At 70.9% G+C, this 13,496-nt stretch carries 15 protein-coding genes; 4 read left to right on the forward strand and 11 right to left on the reverse strand.

From position 1 onward, the window contains the following. Positions 1 to 4: 4 nt before the first annotated feature. Positions 5 to 847 carry a ribokinase gene (locus tag M4I32_RS04830; protein ID WP_319033369.1) on the reverse strand — a complete coding sequence of 281 codons (843 nt, stop codon included), beginning with the start codon at positions 845 to 847 and terminating at the stop codon, positions 5 to 7. Between the two features lie 149 nt (positions 848 to 996). On the opposite strand from M4I32_RS04830, the gene M4I32_RS04835 reads away from it, so the two are divergent. Then, on the forward strand, positions 997 to 1,974 hold the full coding sequence (locus M4I32_RS04835) for a nucleoside hydrolase (protein ID WP_319033370.1): 978 nt from the start codon (positions 997 to 999) through the stop codon (positions 1,972 to 1,974). 28 nt (positions 1,975 to 2,002) lie between these two features. Here M4I32_RS04835 and M4I32_RS04840 read toward each other — a convergent pair whose 3' ends face one another. Beyond that, complete coding sequence (locus tag M4I32_RS04840) at positions 2,003 to 3,265, reverse strand: serine hydrolase domain-containing protein (protein WP_319033371.1); 1,263 nt, start codon at positions 3,263 to 3,265, stop codon at positions 2,003 to 2,005. A gap of 82 nt (positions 3,266 to 3,347) precedes the next feature. Here M4I32_RS04840 and M4I32_RS04845 point away from each other — a divergent pair, with 82 nt between their 5' ends. Further along, positions 3,348 to 3,656, forward strand: coding sequence for a DUF2470 domain-containing protein (locus tag M4I32_RS04845; RefSeq protein WP_319033372.1), 309 nt, complete (start codon positions 3,348 to 3,350; stop codon positions 3,654 to 3,656). A 67-nt stretch (positions 3,657 to 3,723) separates the two neighbouring features. Next, on the forward strand, positions 3,724 to 4,380 hold the full coding sequence (locus M4I32_RS04850) for a biliverdin-producing heme oxygenase (RefSeq protein ID WP_319033373.1): 657 nt from the start codon (positions 3,724 to 3,726) through the stop codon (positions 4,378 to 4,380). Positions 4,381 to 4,441: 61 nt separating this feature from the next. Here the strand turns inward: M4I32_RS04850 and M4I32_RS04855 are convergent, their stop codons facing one another. Further along, complete coding sequence (locus M4I32_RS04855) at positions 4,442 to 5,815, reverse strand: ATP-dependent DNA helicase (RefSeq protein ID WP_319033374.1); 1,374 nt, start codon at positions 5,813 to 5,815, stop codon at positions 4,442 to 4,444. A 75-nt stretch (positions 5,816 to 5,890) separates the two neighbouring features. On the opposite strand from M4I32_RS04855, the gene M4I32_RS04860 reads away from it, so the two are divergent. Then, complete coding sequence (locus M4I32_RS04860; RefSeq protein ID WP_319033375.1) at positions 5,891 to 7,003, forward strand: hypothetical protein; 1,113 nt, start codon at positions 5,891 to 5,893, stop codon at positions 7,001 to 7,003. Positions 7,004 to 7,025: 22 nt separating this feature from the next. On the opposite strand, the gene M4I32_RS04865 is transcribed toward M4I32_RS04860, so the two are convergent. From M4I32_RS04865 to M4I32_RS04900, 8 genes are all read right to left on the reverse strand, one after another. Then, positions 7,026 to 8,999 (reverse strand): cytochrome c oxidase assembly protein, encoded by a 1,974-nt coding sequence (locus M4I32_RS04865; protein WP_319033376.1) that lies wholly within the window; start codon positions 8,997 to 8,999, stop codon positions 7,026 to 7,028. Between the two features lie 84 nt (positions 9,000 to 9,083). Next, positions 9,084 to 9,371 carry an HU family DNA-binding protein gene (locus M4I32_RS04870; RefSeq protein ID WP_319033377.1) on the reverse strand — a complete coding sequence of 96 codons (288 nt, stop codon included), beginning with the start codon at positions 9,369 to 9,371 and terminating at the stop codon, positions 9,084 to 9,086. 366 nt (positions 9,372 to 9,737) lie between these two features. Next, entirely contained in the window at positions 9,738 to 10,043 is a 306-nt protein-coding gene (rpsN, locus tag M4I32_RS04875; RefSeq protein ID WP_319033378.1) for a 30S ribosomal protein S14, read from the reverse strand. 2 nt (positions 10,044 to 10,045) lie between these two features. Beyond that, positions 10,046 to 10,216, reverse strand: a complete 171-nt coding sequence (gene rpmG / locus M4I32_RS04880) for a 50S ribosomal protein L33 (RefSeq protein WP_013584775.1) — start codon at positions 10,214 to 10,216, stop codon at positions 10,046 to 10,048. Further along, positions 10,216 to 10,452, reverse strand: a complete 237-nt coding sequence (gene rpmB / locus M4I32_RS04885; protein WP_319033379.1) for a 50S ribosomal protein L28 — start codon at positions 10,450 to 10,452, stop codon at positions 10,216 to 10,218. The genes rpmG and rpmB overlap by 1 nt, the downstream gene beginning before the upstream one ends. Before the next feature lie 174 nt (positions 10,453 to 10,626). Next, a complete protein-coding gene (locus M4I32_RS04890) occupies positions 10,627 to 11,337 on the reverse strand; it encodes a DNA-3-methyladenine glycosylase (RefSeq protein WP_413466781.1) in 711 nt (236 codons plus the stop codon). Beyond that, complete coding sequence (locus tag M4I32_RS04895; protein WP_319033380.1) at positions 11,319 to 12,755, reverse strand: hypothetical protein; 1,437 nt, start codon at positions 12,753 to 12,755, stop codon at positions 11,319 to 11,321. The genes M4I32_RS04890 and M4I32_RS04895 overlap by 19 nt, the downstream gene beginning before the upstream one ends. Beyond that, positions 12,745 to 13,494 carry a TIGR03943 family putative permease subunit gene (locus tag M4I32_RS04900; protein ID WP_319033381.1) on the reverse strand — a complete coding sequence of 250 codons (750 nt, stop codon included), beginning with the start codon at positions 13,492 to 13,494 and terminating at the stop codon, positions 12,745 to 12,747. The genes M4I32_RS04895 and M4I32_RS04900 overlap by 11 nt, the downstream gene beginning before the upstream one ends. Between the last annotated feature and the right edge of the window lie 2 nt (positions 13,495 to 13,496).

Below are 13,496 nucleotides of genomic sequence, written 5' to 3' on the forward strand. Positions count from 1 at the left end.
CGATTCAGCCGAGGTAGCTCGCCAGCGCGCGCAGCGGCGGCTGCGCCCCGATGTGGGTCACAGCATCCGCACCCACGGCGCAGGCCGCACGGAGCGCCTCCTCATACGACCAGCGTGCACACAGCGCAAGGGTGAGCGCCGCGCAGAAGGCGTCGCCCGCACCGACCGAGCTGATCGCGCGCACCTTCGGCGCCGGCACCCGCGCGACCTCTTCGCCGCGTTCGACGAGCGCGGCGCCGGCTGCCCCATACGTCACCGCGACGAGCCGGGCGTCGCGCAGCTCGGGCAGCAGCTCGTACTCGGTCTCGTTGACGATGAACAGGTCGACACGCTCGACGAGGACGTGGGGCAGGCTCGTCGCGGGGGCCGCATTCACGGCGAGAAAGCCCGGCACCGTCTGAGCAAGCATCTCCACGGTCGCCAGGGGGATCTCCAGCTGCACGAGCACCGCCTCGTCCGTGGTGAACGACACCCCGTCGAGCCCGACGTCGGCATTGGCGCCCTGGCACACGGCGATCTGGTTCTCGCCGGACTCGTCGACCGTGATCAGCGCCGTTCCTGTGGCCGCGTCGCCCAGCCATACGTCGCCGACGCCGACGCCGGTGTCGGCCAGGTTCTCCAGCATCCACCGACCGTCCGCGTCATCACCCACGGCGCCCACCATGCGCACGCTCGCTCCCAGCCGGGCCGCAGCCACCGCCTGATTGGCACCCTTGCCGCCGGGCTGACGCGAGAGTGTGCCGCCGAGCACCGTCTCGCCGGGGCCGGGCAGGCGTGCCACGGATGCCGTCAGGTCGACGTTGATGCTGCCGACGACGACCAGGGGCGGGATGCTGTGCGCTGCCATGCGCTCATTCCATCACGAGCGGCCGGGGCGCGCGGCTCGCCGGAGCGCCGGCTCGGATTGCCCGCGGCCCTTCCCACGCGGTATAACGCATAGTGCGTCCGCTCCCGGGCGCCCGCCAGCGTCGTCGGTCCCGCCATCGGAAGGCCCCCATGACGCACGCGACCCCCGTCCCCGTCTATCTCGACTGCGACACGGGCGTCGACGACGCCGTCGCCCTCGCCTACCTGCTCGCCTCGCCCGGCGTGGATCTCGTCGGCATCGGCACCGTCAGCGGCAACACCAGCGCTGAGCAGGCGACCCGCAACACCCTCGACCTGCTCGCGCTCGCCGGCCGTGACGACATCCCCGTCGCCACCGGCGCGCACGACCATCTGAGCCACGGCTACGGCGGGGGCGCACCCCATGTGCACGGCGAGAACGGCATCGGCGGGGTCGAGCTTGCCCGAGCCACCCGCGCGGAGCACCCCGCGGGCGCCGTCGACCTGCTGCTCGAGCTCTCGCACCGTCACGCCGGCCGCCTGCACGTGCTGACCATCGGCCCCGTCACGAACATCGCCCACGCGCTCGCCGCCGACCCCACCCTGCCTCACCGCGTGAGCCACGTGACGACGATGGGCGGGGCGGCCCTCAGCACGGGCAACATCAGCCCCGTCGCCGAGGCCAACATCCACAACGACCCCGAGGCGGCAGCCGCGCTGCTCGCCGCGGACTGGGACGTCACGCTGGTTCCGCTCGACGTGACGCTCGAGCACACCCTGTCCGACGCCGACCGGGAGGCGCTCACCGCCGCGCCGAGCGCGTTCATCCGCGCGGTCGGCGACATCCTCGACCACTACTTCGACTTCTACCGCCCGCTCTACGGCGTGCGCAGCTGCGCCCTGCACGATCCCCTGGCGGCCGCCCTCGCAGCGGGCGGGTCGGTGACATCGCGGGCCCCGCGCGTTCCCGTGACCGTCGACACCACCCAGGGCCCCGGGCGAGGGCAGACCATCGCCGACCTGCGGGGCCAGCGACTCGGCCCCGTCGACCACGAGGGGTCGCGCGTGCGGGTCGTGCTCGAGACCGCGGAGCCCCTCGCCCCGCACCTCGTGCAGACCCTCGTCGGCTACGGCGTCGATCCGCGCTGACGCTGCATCCGACGGTCGGGGGTCGGCGTCACCGGCAGACGTTGATGCCCGCGATGGTCTCGCGGTACTGCTCCGCCGTCCAGGGCAGCCCGAGCGCGGGGTCGGTGAACCCGGATGCCGCCGGCGCTCCCGCGGCGATCGCCGCGAGCTGGCGAGCGAGGTAGGCCGCGGCGTTCGCCCCGGTGGTCGAGTTGTTCAGCGTGACGACCACCGTCAGGCCCGTCTCCGGATCCGTGAATCCCGCCGTCATGTAGCCGGGCAGCGACCCGTTCTGACCGATGAGCGGCCCCGCGATGATGCCGCCACCCGCGGCCGTGTACCAGGCCGGGGCGCTCGAGGTGGCCGGCAGCGCCGGCTGCCACCGCTCGGGCTGGTCGTCGTCCTGGAATGCGCCGGCCCCCAGCGCCTGCAGGTACCGGCCGAGTTCGGGAACCGTCGATACGACCCCGGCGTTGGTGAATCCCGCCGATGCCGACAGGAGCGAGACGTCCTTGGGCTCCTCGCACCGCAGCTCGCCGTCCCCGTCGCTCGGAATCCACTCCCCGTGCATCGGCCGCTCGCCCGGCACGGATGCCGTCGCCGACGGCAGCAGGGTGCTCTCGAGCTCGAGCGGCTCGAAGATATAGGTCTCGTACAGCTGCGACGCCGACATGCCGGTTGCGCGTTCGAGCGCGAGGCCGATCAGCACGTACCCGGCATCCGAGTCGCGGTACTGCGACCCCACGGCCGACCGCGGCTGTCCCAGGCCGAACGACGCGAGCTCGAGGGGATCCCACACGCGGTCGGGATTCTCGATCCATCCATCCACGAGACTCGGGGTGTACGACCCGAGGCCCCCGGTGCCGTTGCACAGGTCGACGAGCGCCACGTCCTCGAGATTCGGGTACCCGGAGACGTAGTCGGTGACGGGGTCGTCGAGAGCGAGCTCGCCCTCGCCCGCCACCGTGTAGAGCAGATCGCAGGTCATCAGGCGGGTGACGTCCGCGATGCGGAAGGTCATGTCGGACGTGACGTCGGCCCCCGTCGCGTCGGTGCCGAACCCTTCGACCCAGCTGCCGCTCCAGGGAGCCCAGACACCCGCGATGGCCCCACTCGAGCCCGTGGCCTCCATCGCCGTGCGCACGGCTTCGTCCAGCTCCTCCGACATGTCGTCGGGCAGCGCCTGCTCGGCCTGCTCCGGCACATCGACGTCGAGCGTCACCTCGGGAGAGCACGCCGTCAGCATGAGACCCATGCCGGCCAGCCCACCCCAGAGCGCCCACGCACGACGGCGCCAGGAACGTGCCGCCATCTGTTCACCCCCCGGTGTATCGTCGTCGATTCTACCCAGCGCAGATCATCACTCGACTCCCGCGCGCCGTAGGCTGAGCGCCATGGCGTTCACCTTCGACGACGACGTGGTGACTGCCGTGCTGCGTCACATGAACGACGATCATGTCGACGACAACCTCTTGATCGTACGCGCGTTCGGCGCCCCGGAGGCCGAGTCGGCCACGATGAGCGGCTTCGACGGGGCCGGCGGCGTCTGGTCGGCAGACGGCCCGAGCGGGGTCGCCACGCCGGTGCGCGTGCCCTGGCCGGGCGGGCCGATCACCGAGCGCGGGCAGGTGCGACGCGAGATCGTGGCGCTCTACGACGCGGCCTGCACACGGCTCGGCATCCCTCCCCGCCCGCACTCCTGAGCAGTCGCGACGCATCCATCCCGAAGTAGGGGTTAGGTCAACCTAACTTCACCGCTACACTGGCGGCATGCCGAACGTCGTCCCGTTCTCCACTCTCCTCCGCGAGCGCTCGCAGGGCGCCCACTCCGACAGTGAAGGCCAGGGCTTCATGTCCGACCTGCTGCAGGGCGAGGGCACGCGCGACGACTACGTCTCGCTGGTCGCCCAGCACTACTTCATCTATGAGGCGCTCGAGTCCGCCGCGGCCCACATGACGTCGGACCCCGTGGCGGCCCCCTTCATCTCCGACAAGCTCACCCGGCTGCCCGCCCTCGAGGCCGACCTCGAGTTCCTGGTCGGCCAGGACTGGCGCGAGCGCATCGTCCCCCTGCCGACCACGCAGCGCTACGTCGACCGCATCCGCGAGGTGGGCGAGACCTGGCCGGGCGGCTTCGTCGCCCACCACTACACGCGCTACCTCGGCGACCTGTCGGGGGGCATCTTCATCGGGCGCATGATGCAGCGCCGGTTCGGCTTCGAGACGAACGGCGTCGGCTTCTACCTGTTCGACGACATCGCCGACCCCAAGGCCTTCAAGGAGGTCTACCGCGCGCAACTCGACACCGTGCCGTGGGACGAGGAGGAGCGCGAGCGCGTCGTCGACGAGGTGCTGCGCGCCTACCGCTTCAACACCGAGCTGTTCCAGGATCTCGAGCACGCCAAGCGCAACGCCTCGGTCGCCTGAGGCGCGCCGTCTCGACTCGCTTCGCTCGCTCAACGCCCGAGGGCCGAAGCGGGACGGTCGCCTACGCCGAGCGGTTGGACATGAATCGCTGCACGTCGGGATCGACGCGGATGTCGCTCGGCCGCAGCGGACGCGAAAGATACAGCCCCTCGAGGCTCGTCAGCCGGCTGAGCGCCACATAGGTCTGCCCCGGCGCGAACGCACCCGCACCGAGGTCGATGATGGCGCGATCGTAGGTCTTGCCCTGCGACTTGTGGATCGTCACCGCCCAGGCCAGCCGCAGGGGGAACTGGTGGAACTCGGCGACGACGTCACGGCTGATCTTCTTCGACAGCGGGGAGTAGCTGTAGCGGAACTTCTCCCACACGGCGGGTTCGACGTCGTGCTCGGCGCCGTCGACCTCCACGCGCACGGCGCCGCCGGCGATACGCGTCACGGTGCCGATCGTGCCATTGACCCACCGCGGGGGCTCACCGTAGCCCCCGACGTCGTTGCGCAGGAACATCACCTGTGCGCCGACCTTGAGCCGCAGCTCGAGATCGGCCGGGTACGAGCCTTCGCCCCGGCCGAAGTCGCCCGTGATCTCGGCCCGCGCCGTCTGCGCCGTGCCGGGCAGCGCATCCAGGTGCCGCCGATTGATCGCGGCGACGATGTCGTTGCGGCTGGCAAGCGTGATGATGGGCGCCTCGGCGGCCTCGGGGGTCGGGGGAGTGCGTGCCCCCGTGTCATTGAGGATCCCGGCGATCTCGGCCGTGACGCGGCCGTGGCGCACGGCGTTGAGCATGGCCTTGAACCCGTCGTCGGACTGCCGGTGGATCGTACCCAGTTCGTGGATGCCGAGGCGGACGCCGTAGGGGCCCAGATCCGCGAAGCCGCCGAGCGCAGCTCCCTCGCCTTCCGCGCCCGCATCATGTCCCGTCCACACGCGTGCATCGAAGAACCACGACGAGCGGTAGTGATCGCGCATGTAGGCGAGTTCGTCGCCTCGCGGCGGAACGGGCGCGAGCTGATAGGGGTCGCCGAACATCACGACCTGCACGCCGCCGAAGGGCTCGGCGCGCCGCCCCCGCGCCTGTCGCAGCGCGCGGTCGATGCCGTCCATGAGATCGGCGTTGACCATCGATATCTCGTCGATGACGAGCGTGTCGATGGCGTTGAGCAGCTTGCGTGTGGCGTCGGACTGTTCGAGCTGCTGGTCGGCGATCAGGCCGATCGGCAAGCGGAACAGGGAGTGGATGGTCTGCCCGTCCACGTTGAGCGCCGCCACCCCCGTGGGCGCACACACCGCGATCTGCTTGGCGGTGTTGTGCGCCAGGTGCTGCAACAGGGTGGACTTGCCCGTCCCCGCGCGCCCCGTCACGAAGATGTGGTCGCGGGTGTCCTCGATGCGGCGGAACAGCGCCTCCTGCTCGACGGAGAGCGGTGGCGTGGTCATCGGTTCATGCTATTCGGGTTGCACCCCGCGTCGCTCGTCGGCGGGCGCACAGGCGCACCCGCCTAGACTGCCGGTGTGGATCAGGGGGTCACGCGCTCGACCGACGCGCCTGCGCCGGGCGAGGCCCGCGCCGTGCGCGACCCCGTTGCGCGCCGCATGCGGCGACGGGACCGGCGTCGTGCCGACCTGGCGGTGCTCCTCGTCGTGGGGGTGCTCCTCATGGCGGCGTTCGCGGCCGGCGGCATCACCCTCTACCACGCCTTCTACGGGCCCTCGGCATTCGTCGAACGCTACGTGGGCCTGCTCGCCGAGGGACGGGCCGCCGATGCGCTCGAGGTGCCGGGCGTGCGGGTGGACTCGACCGAGCTGGCCGCGGCGGGGCTGCCCGAGACGGCATCCGATGCGCTCCTGCGCCGCGACGCCCTCAGCGCGATGGGCGACATCGAGGTCGTCGACGAGCAGGTGACCGACGACGGCGTCGCCGTGACGCTGTCGTACCGGTCCGGCTCGTACACGGGCACCTCGACCTACCTGGTGGATCGGAACGGCTGGGCCGGGGTTGTGCCCGCGTGGCGGTTCGTCGAGAGCCCGCTCGCAGTGCTGGACGTGACGGTGAACGGGTCGATGAGCTTCGAGGTGAACGGATTCACGCTCGACAAGCGCCAGATCTCACCCCTCGGCGCGGACGCCGACCCGCTCGAGAGCATGTCGATGCTGGTGTTCTCCCCGGGCCGCTACCGTGTCGCCGTCGACACCGTCATCTCGTCGACGCGCGGCGTGGATGTGCTCGCCGACGTCCCACTCGCGGGCGTCGGCGTCGAGGTCAACGCCGAGCCCACCGAGCAGTTCGTGTCGGTGGTTCAGGACGAGGTCGACGATTTTCTCGACGCGTGCGCCGAGCAGCAGGTGCTGCAGCCGACCGCGTGCCCCTTCGGATACGTGCTGCGGAACCGCATCGCGAGCCTGCCCAGCTGGTCGATCCGCGACTACCCCGTGGTCGAGCTCGTTCCGGATGGCGCGGATTGGGCGGTGCCCTCGACGGCCGGCGTCGCGCACCTCGAGGTCGACGAGCTCTCGCTCTTCGACGGCACGGTGCGTCCCCTGAGCGAGGACGTGCCCTTCGCGCTCTCGGCTGACGTCGCGCTGCAGCCCGACGGAACCGTCTCGATCCGCGTGAGCTCGGGCTGAACACCGCCGCCACGGGCGGTCGTCAGCGTGTGCGTGCGTCGCGATCGGCGAGTGCGGCGAGCCGGGCGTTGTAGTCGTCGAGCTCGGCATCGCCGGCGCGGTCCACGGCGCGGTCGCGCCGGCGCTGCGCGCGATCGTCGCTGCGGCTCCACTGGACCGCGACGGCGACGGCGAGGATCAGGGTCGGGATCTCGCCCACGCTCCACGCCACACCGCCACCCGTGTATTGATCCTCGAGCGGCGTCTGCCCCCAGGTGCGCCCCATGGCCCCGAACCACTCCGCCAGCATCAGCCCGGACTGCATCATGATCGAGATGCCGAAGAACGCGTGCATGGCCATCACCCCGATGAGCAGCACGAGGCGGAAGGGGTACGGCAGTCGGTAGGGAACCGGGTCGATGCCGATCAACGTGAGCACGAAGAGATACCCCGTGATCAGGAAGTGCGTCACCATCCACAGGTGACCGAGATGGTCGTAGAGCGCCCAGCGGAACACGTCGGTGTAATAGAAGATCCACAACGATCCGACGAACAGCGCGGCGGCGACCAGCGGATTGGTCAGCACACGCGCCACGGGAGAGTGCACGGCCCACAGGATCCACTCGCGCCCGCCGCGCGTGCCGTCGTCGCGCTTGCGGATCGCGCGCGCCGCGAGCGTCACCGGCGCCCCCGGGACGAGCAGCAGCGGGATCGCCATCGTGAGCGTCATGTGCCCGATCATGTGCATGCTGAACAGGTAGTTCTCATAGACGGCCACGGGGCCGTTCACGATCCAGAACAGCATCAGCACCCCCCCCACCCACGAGACGGTGCGCAGGACGGGCCAGGAATCGCCGCGTCGGTGCAGGCGCACGACACCCGCGAGGTAGAAGAACAGCAGGAAGCCGCACACCAGGATCCAGAGCAGATCCGGGCTGAATGCCGTGAGCCACTGGCCGGCGTCCAGCTCGGGTGGCAGAGGCTCACCCGTGAGCACCTCCGCCGGGGTCGGGTCGAGGATGGGCTGATCGCCGAGCGGCGGTGCCGTGCGGGCCAGCGCCGCGGCCACGCCGCTCGCCACGCCCATGAACCCCAGTTCCAGCGCGACGAGCCCCCAGAAGGCGCGGGATGCCGCGTCATCGCCCATCCGGCGGATCAGCCGTCGGCGATAGGCGGCCCCGAGAATCCCGATGCCGACGAGGGCACCCGCCTTCACCAGGATCAGCACGCCGTAGGCACTGGCGAGCTGGCTCAGCGCGCCGATGCCGACGGCCGCGCGCGCGTAGCCCGACAACGCGACCACGATGAACGCGACGAGCGCGATGCTCGAGTAGCGCGGCAGCACCTGTGCCAGCCGTGCCGGTGTGGAGGACTGGCGCAGGATCACGAGCAGCACGAGCCCCCCGAGCCACACGGCGGCGCCGATGATGTGCAGCGCGAGCGTCGTGACGGCGTCGTCGTGGTTCGCCGCCGCGCCGTCGTGGCTGGTCGTGGCCATCGGCACCAGCGACGCGAGCGCGAGGATCGCGACGAACAGGGTGGGGGTCCAGGTGCGCACCGCGAACGCGAGCACGGTGATCACCGCGCCGGCGAGGGTGGTGATCAGCCACGACTGCCCCAGTTCGAGCTCGAGCAGGAACCGGCCGAGCTGCTGCCCGAAGACGGCATCCGGACTGGGCGTCGCGTTGAAGGCGTTCAGGAAGACGAGGTACCCGGTGGCGCCCGCGGCCACGGTGAACACCGCGGCGCCGATCGAGGCGACGTCGAGGGCAAGGTCGAACTCCCCCGTGCCGGCGCGCAGCGCGAACAGCGCGAGCACGAGCGAGCCCACCATCGTCGCCGCGCCGAGGTTGACCATCAGGTCGGCCAGGGGCAGCCCCCAGCGCACGAGCGGACCCGGGTCGCCGAGGGCGAGGGGCGCGGCGGCGCCGCCGTAGGCCAGCGCGATCGCCAGTGACACCAGGGCGGTGACGAGGAGGATCGCGGGCCCGGCGATGCGCAGGATGCGGGGGCTCACTCCCTCAGCCTAAGCGCCATGGCGAACGACGAGGGGGGATGCCGCGCGTTGCGGCATCCCCCCTCGTCGTGGTGAAGCGGACGACTACTTCGCGGCCGACTTCAGCTTCGAGCCGGCGGTCACCTTGACCCGCTTGCCCGCGGCGATCTTGATCTCCTCGCCCGTCTGCGGGTTGCGGCCGGTGCGCGCGGCCGTGTCGACCTGCTCGAAGGCGATCCAGCCCGGGATCGACACCTTCGTGCCCTGGGCGACGGCCTCGGAGACGGTCGAGAACAGGCCGTCGACGACGCGCGAAACCGTGGCCTGGCTCTCGCCCGTGGCGCTGGCGATGCTCGCGACCAGTTCGGTCTTGGTGATGGACTTGTCAGCCATTCGGATTACCTCCAGCGGCGGCTCGACCGCCGCCCATACGTTTGTGTTGCCGGTCCCCGACGGGGCCGGTTGGTCGATCGACCGCGTCGAATCTACCGGGGAACGCCCGCGAACCGCGTATTTGCGCGGATTTTCGAGAAGCTCGAGCGCGTTTCACGTGATTCATGGGGCTGCTGTGACACGTGTGAACCACCGGGCGGCCGTCTCCCCCGCTCCGCTGCCGCGGATCGACCGCACCGACGGCCGCGACGGTCGCTCCGTGACAGGCGAGCAGGGTGGCCTGGGGCCCTGGCATCCGCGCGGGCATGCGAAAGGGGCGGGCACCCGTGGGTGACCCGCCCCTCTCGGACGTGGATGCCGTGCGTGCTACCAGCTCGACTTGGTCACGCCGGGCAGCTCGCCGCGGTGCGCCATGTCGCGGAACCGCACGCGCGAGATGCCGAACTTCGACAGGTTGCCGCGCGGGCGCCCATCGATGACATCGCGGTTGCGCAGCCGCACGGGCGACGCGTTGCGGGGAAGCTTCTGCAGGCCGAGGCGGGCAGCCTCGCGCTGCTCGTCGGTCGACGTCGGGTCGACCAGGGCCTTCTTCAACTCGGCACGCTTGGTCGCGTAGCGGTCGACGACCTCCTGGCGCTGCTTGTTGCGCGCGATCTTGCTCTTCTTCGCCATGATCAGCGCTCCTCTCGGAAATCGACGTGCTTGCGGACGACCGGGTCGTACTTCTTCAGCACGATGCGGTCGGGGTTGTTGCGGCGGTTCTTGCGCGTCACGTAGGTGTATCCCGTGCCGGCGGTCGAACGCAGCTTGATGATCGGACGTACGTCCTGAGCCTTCTTCGCCATCAGAGCTTCACACCCTTCGCGATCAGGTCCTTCACGACCGACTCGATTCCGCGTGCATCGATCACCTTGATGCCCTTGGCGGACACGTTGAGCTTGATGCTGCGACCCAGCGAGGGCACGTAGTAGGTCTTCTTCTGCACGTTCGGGTCGAAGCGGCGCTTCGTCCGGCGGTGCGAGTGGCTGATGTTGTGACCGAAGCCGGGAACCGCTCCGGTCACCTGGCACACTGCTGCCATGGTGTCTCCTTCTGTACCGTGAAGCCGGACGGCTTCACCCAAGATCCCTTGTCTGCATCCCGACACGCGCGTGTTCGGGATCCGCGAGGATGCCGAGACGAATGAGCCGGAAGGCGAACTACGCGCTGGAGTGCGCGCAGACAAAGAGTCATCCTAGCACGGAGCGGTCGGCGCCTACTCCCCCGGCGCGAGTCCCTCGCCGCCCGCGGCCTCGGCCGCCCCGCGTCCCCAGCGGAACGCCGACACCGTCGGGTCGCCGGTGACCCAGAACCGCCAGGGGAACGCCGCCGTCCCCGCGATCCCCGCCACTCCCACGCGCGGGCCCGTCGACACGTCGTCGACCGGCTCGTCGCGAAGCCGCAGCCGGGCCCGGGCCCCGTCGTGCGGCTCACCCGACACCGCATCGATGCCGTCGTGCACCGGATGCCGCAGCCCGAGGGCCTGCCCCACCCTGCCCGGGCCGCGCGCCAGGTCGCGCGGCACCCGCGCGGCACGGCGGCGGGAGGCGGCGGCATCCCGCCCCTCCACCACCTCGCCCGCCCGCAGGAGCACCCCGCCGGCCGTCCCCTCGGGCCCGCAGACCACGTTGACGCACGAGTGGATGCCGTGGCTGAGATACACGTACAGGTGCCCCGGAGCGCCCCACATCGTGCGGTTGCGGGCCGTCGGACCCATCCGGGCGTGCGAACCCGGGTCCGGCACGTCACCGGTGCCCAGCCCGTGGTAGGCCTCGACCTCGGTGATGCGCACCGACACCGGGATGCCGTCGACCCACGTCGTGAGCACGCCGCCCAGCAGTCGCGGGGCCACCTCGAGGGGCGTGCTCCCGAGATCGGCGCGCGTCGCGGGCCGGGTGCCGTGCGAGATCACGGGGCGACCGGGCACCACGAGACGTCGGTGCCGTCGATGACCGTGATCGTCTCGCCGGCATCCGTGTCGATGATGTGCGTCTGCAGCGTGACCGGGAGGGGGCGCGCATAGGTGTCGTAGGGGTTCTGGGCGAGGTCGGGCGCGACGGTCACGGCCGCGTAGCGGCCGCTCGGCGAGGCGCAGGCCTGCATGACGGCGTCGCCGGAGTCGGCGAGGGTCAGGACGGGTGCGACCTCGCCCTCGGGTCCGACCGTCACGACCGACTGCGACTCCGGGTAGCCGTCGGCGCCCATCCGGGTGAAGGTGCGCAGCGTCTCGCCCTCGGCGAACGGCCGCACCGGTCCGGGCAGCCCGAGCTCTTCGATGGCGGTCGTCGTCACGAGCGCCTCCTCGCTCAGGTCGGTCAGGTCGATGGTGACCATTCCGTCCGCGCGCTCCACGATGGCGCGCCCGGTTCCCCGCTCCACGCCCGACAGGCTGATCGCGGTGCCGAGGCTCACGGGCGAGGCATCGGGATCCTGCGGATCGACCAGCCGCAGCTGTCCGTCGAAAGTGAGCACCAGCAGCGACGAGGTGTCGGGGACGAACGACCACTGCGACACCCGGGACTCGTCGCCGAGATCGACCGCCCGCGGGGGCGTGCCGGGATCGTCCATGCGCGAGAGATAGAGCCTCGACTCGATCCCGCCCTCGTCCGAGACGTCGAGATCGGTGTAGGTGTAGCCGATCAGGCCCCCACGGTCGGCGGCTTGAAGCCCCGAGACGGTGCCCGCGCCCGGCAGCGACAGCGGGGTGGGATCGCCGCCGTCGCGGGCCGTCACGGTGAGGGCGGCGGCACCGTCGTCGTCGGTCGTCTGCACGACGAGACCGGAGCGCGACTCGCGGAAGTCCTCGATCTGGCCGTGCGTGAAGACGGGGACCGCACGGTCGCCCTCGAGGTTGGTCAAGAACACGGCATCGTCGCCGTCCTCACTGCGCTGGAGCACGTAGAGCGGCGGCACGGCGGTCGTGAAATCGTGCGACAGCGTCGACTCAGGCCCGCCCGATGTGCCGACGACGTCGTCGATCGTCACCTCGTACGACGTGTCGGGGTCCAGGGCGTACGTGAACTGCACGGCCACGTGTCGCCCCGAGGTCTCGACCGAATAGGGCGCGGCGGGCTCGACGGTGATCTGCGCGGGGTCGATCTGCTCGAGTGGCTGGCTCGCGGTGAAGACGACACGCTGCCCGGCCGACTCGGCGATCGCCTCGGTGTCGACGACGACGGTGCTGGCCCGCGGCCCCTGCGTGAGGCTGAGCACCGAGCCGGCGATCGCCGCGACGAGCAGCACGGCGAGCACGACCGACAGGCTGCGGACGAAACCCGAGCGCTCCCGTCTGCGACGGCGCGATCCCCTCGTCTCACCGGCGCGCACCCCCGCTTCAGTACTCATACGGATCCTCGGGCTCATCCACCGGGGTGATGGACTCCGCGGTCAGCACCAGCTCACCGCCGTCGGCACGGGTGAAGCGCCCCTCGACCTCGACCCACTGACCCTCATCGAGCGCGGCGGTCGACGACGTCTCGGCAACCGGCACGCTCGCGGCCTGGGCGTCGATCACGCAGTGCACGATCACGAGCCGGGTGAGCAGAAAGCCGTCCGCGCCGGGTGCGACGAAACCCGTGAGGGTGGCGCCCTCACCCACGAACCGGGCCGGGTCGGTGGTGGTCGCGATCGCCTGCGACCATTCGCCTACCCCGAACTGCGAGGTGTCCTCGCTCGCGGCCAGCGCCAGCGTCGCCGATGTCGAGAGCACGGGGGGCGCCCCCGACGCGCGCGCCAGCGCCAGCTCGGGCGAGAGGGATGCCGGGGGCAGGAGAATCGCCGAGACCACGAGCACCGACGAGACCCCTCCCGCGATGACGGCGGCGGGGCCGGCGAGTCGGAACCGGGGTCGCGACGCCACCGTCGGAGCAGTGTCGACTGGCACGTCATCGTCGTGGTGGTGGTCATCGTGGTCGATGCGCACCGTGCAGGAGAGCACGGCGCCGACCAGCAGCACCAGCGACATCGACACGTACCACCACGCCGAGTCGGGGTTGATGTAGAGACCCAGCCGTCCCGTGGCCCACAGCCCGACCGTGACCACGGCGATCGCGGCGGCCAGGCCGACGCCGAGCCAGCGGGTCACGA

The organism is Microbacterium sp. LRZ72 (assembly GCF_033792225.1).
Taxonomy (GTDB): Bacteria; Actinomycetota; Actinomycetes; order Actinomycetales; family Microbacteriaceae; genus Microbacterium.

What these genes read in the sequence shown, in the direction of transcription:
- M4I32_RS04845 (WP_319033372.1), top strand. Translation starts at nt 3,348, where the DNA reads ATGGCGTTCACCTTCGACGACGACGTGGTGACTGCCGTGCTGCGTCAC.
- M4I32_RS04830 (WP_319033369.1), bottom strand. Translation starts at nt 847, where the DNA reads ATGGCAGCGCACAGCATCCCGCCCCTGGTCGTCGTCGGCAGCATCAAC.
- M4I32_RS04895 (WP_319033380.1), bottom strand. Translation starts at nt 12,755, where the DNA reads ATGAGTACTGAAGCGGGGGTGCGCGCCGGTGAGACGAGGGGATCGCGC.
- rpsN (WP_319033378.1), bottom strand. Translation starts at nt 10,043, where the DNA reads ATGGCGAAGAAGAGCAAGATCGCGCGCAACAAGCAGCGCCAGGAGGTC.
- M4I32_RS04835 (WP_319033370.1), top strand. Translation starts at nt 997, where the DNA reads ATGACGCACGCGACCCCCGTCCCCGTCTATCTCGACTGCGACACGGGC.
- rpmG (WP_013584775.1), bottom strand. Translation starts at nt 10,216, where the DNA reads ATGGCGAAGAAGGCTCAGGACGTACGTCCGATCATCAAGCTGCGTTCG.
- M4I32_RS04855 (WP_319033374.1), bottom strand. Translation starts at nt 5,815, where the DNA reads ATGACCACGCCACCGCTCTCCGTCGAGCAGGAGGCGCTGTTCCGCCGC.
- rpmB (WP_319033379.1), bottom strand. Translation starts at nt 10,452, where the DNA reads ATGGCAGCAGTGTGCCAGGTGACCGGAGCGGTTCCCGGCTTCGGTCAC.
- M4I32_RS04870 (WP_319033377.1), bottom strand. Translation starts at nt 9,371, where the DNA reads ATGGCTGACAAGTCCATCACCAAGACCGAACTGGTCGCGAGCATCGCC.
- M4I32_RS04840 (WP_319033371.1), bottom strand. Translation starts at nt 3,265, where the DNA reads ATGGCGGCACGTTCCTGGCGCCGTCGTGCGTGGGCGCTCTGGGGTGGG.
- M4I32_RS04850 (WP_319033373.1), top strand. Translation starts at nt 3,724, where the DNA reads ATGCCGAACGTCGTCCCGTTCTCCACTCTCCTCCGCGAGCGCTCGCAG.